This window comes from Mycobacterium sp. (assembly GCF_049585075.1).
Lineage (GTDB): Bacteria > Actinomycetota > Actinomycetes > Mycobacteriales > Mycobacteriaceae > Mycobacterium.
This window is the reverse complement of the sequence record NZ_JBAUZA010000293.1, coordinates 1-3,938: the sequence shown is the minus strand read 5'-3', so window position 1 is coordinate 3,938 and position 3,938 is coordinate 1. Positions and strand designations below refer to the sequence as shown.

Sequence of the window (3,938 nt, the reverse complement as noted above, 5' to 3'; positions counted from 1 at the left end):
CTCCAGCGCAGCGGTGGCCAACTCCGGGTCGCGCTGCTCGGATGCTCGCGTCGGCGGGCGATCGCCCAGGGCGGCCTTGACCGCCTCGAGCGGATCTCGGTCGTCTCTCACCGGAGGCAGGATCGTGGTCATCCGGTCGTCGGGAGGAACCGCCGGGCGTTTCCGGGGCGGCGAGCCGGGCGAGTGTTTGGGCCCTTTGGGCCCACTGTTGGCCGCTGACCCGTCGCGGGTACCAGCGGCCGAGTGGTCTTGCTCCCCTTCGTTATTCACTGGCCGTGCGTGCGCCGTTGCGTGCTGTCCGAGTGCCCTTGGGAGGGCGGGCCGGGCGCACCGCGCCGAGCACATACGACTTGACTAAGTGATTCCAGCTGCAAGTCCGGCATACCTCCACGACGTGCACGGAGAACTCGTCGAAACGGGATGCCAGCATGACCAACTCTTCGGCGGTGCGCGCCGACCCGGACACCGCGCCCAGATGGTCGCCGAAAACCCACGACACCAGGGTGAGCTGTTCCTTCCGGCAGATGGGGCACGTCACCGTGCTGAGCTTCCCGTGGAACTTCGCGGCGCGCAGCAAGTACGGGTTGGCGTCACACACTTCGGAGACGCCGGTGCGCCCCGAATACACCTCGGCCAGCAGAGAGCGCCGCCGAAGCGCGTAATCGACTACCTGTCGCTGCAATCGCACGATGACCAGAGTACGTCCGAAGAACCGATGCCGAGAGATTGCCCGGCTACTCCGGTGTGCCTCAAGAAGCGCTGACGTCTCCGACGTGCGACAGGAACGCCGACCGGACCGGTTCCTTGGGTCTAGTCGGCTCGTCGTCACCCAGCAGACCTCGCCGGGCGAGGATCGGGCGTACTCCCTCGCCGAAGATGTACGCCTCTTCGAGGTGCGGATAGCCGGACAGGATGAAGTGGTCGAGGCCCAGCTCGGCGTACTCGGTGATCCGGTCGGCGACCTCCTGGTGCGAGCCGACAAGCGCCGTGCCCGCACCGCCGCGGACCAGGCCGACGCCCGACCACAGGTTGGGGTAGATCTCCAACCGTCGGGCATCCGCGCCGCCACCGAAATCGTTGCCGCCACCGTGTAATTCGCGCATCCGACGCTGGCCCTCCGATTCCGACCGGGCGAGCGACTGCTGGGCGGCGGCGACAGTCTGCGGGCTCAGCGCGCTCAGCAGCCGCTGCGCCTCCGACCAGGCCTGCTCGCTGGTGTCCCGGGAGATGACGTGTACCCGGACGCCGTAGCTGAGCTCGCGACCCTGCGCGGCGGCCAGGCCGCGGATCCAGTCCAGCTTCTGGCTGACCTGCGCCGGCGGCTCGCCCCAGGTCAGATAGGTGTCGACAAATCTGGCCGCGACCTGGCCGGCCGCCGGCGATGACCCGCCAAAGAAGACCGCCGGCAGCGGGTCGGGACGCCGCGCCAGCGACGCCTGCTCCACCTGCAGGTGATCCCCTGCCACGGTGACCGGATCGTCGGAGGTCCACAGCCGACGGAGGATGTCGAGGAACTCGCTGCACCGCCCGTAGCGCGCCTCCTTCGCCAGGAAGTCGCCGAACGCCCGCTGCTCGATGCTCTCGCCGCCGGTGACCACGTTCAGCAACAGCCGCCCCTGCGACTGCCACTGAAAGGTGGCCGCCATCTGCGCGGCCAGCGTCGGGCTGATCAACCCCGGACGCAACGCCACCAAATACTTCAGTGACTCGGTGCTGCCGATCAGCATCGCGGTGGTCAGCCAGGCGTCCTCACACCATTGACCGGTGGGCGTGAGCACGGCCTCGAAGCCGTTGATCTCGGCGGCCTGAGCGAGCTGGATGAGGTAGCGCAGATCGGCCGGCCGGTCGCCGTGCATGCTGCTTCCGTGGCCGCCGGCGATCAGGTTGCGCGAGTCGCCGTAGGTGGGCAGAAACCAATGAAGATGTATTGACACGCTATTTGTTTATGCCTGCTGCCGGCCCTCGCGAACAGGCTTGCAACCACGGTGATTACAACCGGGCGATCGCCTACGATCATCGCCGTTCGCCGGCGACGGCACGGTCGAGCGGGTCAACCCGCCGTCCTGACGTCGGCGCCAAGGCCGGCTAAACAGAGCACGAACATCAGCTGGACGGCCGGAGTGGCGCCGAATATATCGGGCCGATACTATGACGCGAGACTGTTCCCCGACATAACTGTCGTTGTAACGGACTGAGCAAATCAGAGCAAAGGAGGTGACTCGATGCTGGAGCTCGCGATCCTGGGACTCTTGCTCGAGTCGCCGATGCACGGCTACGAACTGCGCAAACGGCTCACCGGCTTGCTCGGAGCGTTCCGGGCGTTTTCGTACGGTTCCCTTTACCCCGCACTGCGACGGATGCAGGCGGACGGGCTGATCGCCGAGAACGCCGCCCCTGCCGGGACGCCGGTACGGCGCGCTCGCCGCGTCTACGAATTGACCGATGACGGCCGCGCGCGTTTCAGCGAGCTGGTGGCCGACACCGGCCCGCACAACTACACCGACGACGGCTTCGGTGTGCACCTGGCATTCTTCAACCGCACGCCGGCCGAGGCGCGGATGCGGATCTTGGAGGGTCGCCGTCGCCAGGTGGAAGAACGTCGGGAAGGCCTGCGTGAAGCAGTGGCGCGGGCGAGCAACTCGCTGGACCGCTATACCAGTCAGCTACACCAACTCGGGCTGGAGTCGAGCGAACGCGAGGTCAATTGGCTCAACGAGCTGATCGCGGCCGAGCGGCTAGCGCAACGGGGCGCTGAGCAGGCCTAGCGCCGAGTAATCCACAACATCACGACACAACATAAGAGTTAAGGAGAACGCCGCATGAGTGAGCAGAACGCGCCACAGGCGTCCACCGAAGTCCGGGTTGCCATCGTCGGCGTCGGCAACTGCGCGTCCTCGCTGGTTCAGGGTGTGCAGTACTACTACGACGCCGACGCGAACAGCACCGTGCCCGGCTTGATGCACGTGAAGTTCGGCCAGTACCACGTCCGCGACGTCAAGTTCGTCGCGGCGTTCGACGTGGACGCCAAGAAGGTCGGCTTCGATCTGTCCGAGGCGATCTTCGCGTCCGAGAACAACACCATCAAGATCGCCGACGTGCCGCCCACCAACGTGATGGTGCAACGCGGTCCGACGCTCGACGGCATCGGCAAGTATTACGCCGACACCATCGAGGTGTCCGACGCCGAGGCAGTCGACGTGGTGAAGGTGCTCCGCGACGCCGAGGTCGACGTGCTGGTCTCCTACCTGCCGGTGGGCTCCGAAGAGGCCGACAAGTTCTACGCCCAGTGTGCGATCGACGCCGGGGTGGCCTTCGTCAACGCGCTGCCGGTGTTCATCGCCTCCGACCCGGTGTGGGCCAAGAAGTTCGCCGACGCCGGCGTGCCGATCGTCGGTGACGACATCAAGAGCCAGGTCGGCGCGACCATCACCCACCGCGTGATGGCCAAGCTGTTCGAAGACCGCGGCGTGCAACTGGACCGCACCATGCAGCTCAACGTCGGCGGCAACATGGACTTCCTGAACATGCTCGAGCGCGAGCGGCTGGAGTCCAAGAAGATCTCCAAGACCCAGGCCGTCACGTCGAACCTGCAGCGGGAGTTCAAGACCAAGGACGTCCACATCGGTCCGTCCGACCACGTTGGCTGGCTCGACGACCGCAAGTGGGCTTACGTCCGGCTGGAAGGCCGTGCCTTCGGCGACGTGCCGCTGAACCTGGAGTACAAGCTCGAGGTGTGGGACTCGCCGAACTCGGCCGGCGTCATCATCGACGCGGTCCGGGCGGCCAAGATCGCCAAGGACCGCGGCATCGGCGGACCGGTGATCCCGGCGTCGGCGTATCTGATGAAGAGCCCGCCGAAGCAGTTGCCCGATGACGTCGCGCGCACCCAGCTCGAAGAGTTCATCGCCGGCTAGCTTTGTCGGCGCGCCGATGAATTC

General features: G+C 66.3%; 4 protein-coding genes. 2 read left to right on the top strand and 2 right to left on the bottom strand.

Annotated elements, in window-relative coordinates:
* Positions 1 to 262: 262 nt before the first annotated feature.
* Together WB785_RS14370 and WB785_RS14365 are read right to left on the bottom strand one after the other, a co-directional pair.
* Positions 263 to 688: a DUF5318 family protein gene (locus WB785_RS14370; RefSeq protein ID WP_424080006.1), complete on the bottom strand. Its 426-nt coding sequence runs from the start codon at positions 686 to 688 to the stop codon at positions 263 to 265.
* Between the two features lie 61 nt (positions 689 to 749).
* Positions 750 to 1,934, bottom strand: coding sequence for an LLM class flavin-dependent oxidoreductase (locus WB785_RS14365; RefSeq protein ID WP_424080005.1), 1,185 nt, complete (start codon positions 1,932 to 1,934; stop codon positions 750 to 752).
* 288 nt (positions 1,935 to 2,222) lie between these two features.
* On the opposite strand from WB785_RS14365, the gene WB785_RS14360 reads away from it, so the two are divergent.
* Positions 2,223 to 2,765 (top strand): PadR family transcriptional regulator, encoded by a 543-nt coding sequence (locus WB785_RS14360; RefSeq protein ID WP_424080004.1) that lies wholly within the window; start codon positions 2,223 to 2,225, stop codon positions 2,763 to 2,765.
* 54 nt (positions 2,766 to 2,819) lie between these two features.
* Positions 2,820 to 3,914 carry an inositol-3-phosphate synthase gene (locus WB785_RS14355; RefSeq protein WP_424080003.1) on the top strand — a complete coding sequence of 365 codons (1,095 nt, stop codon included), beginning with the start codon at positions 2,820 to 2,822 and terminating at the stop codon, positions 3,912 to 3,914.
* The last annotated feature ends 24 nt before the right edge of the window (positions 3,915 to 3,938 follow it).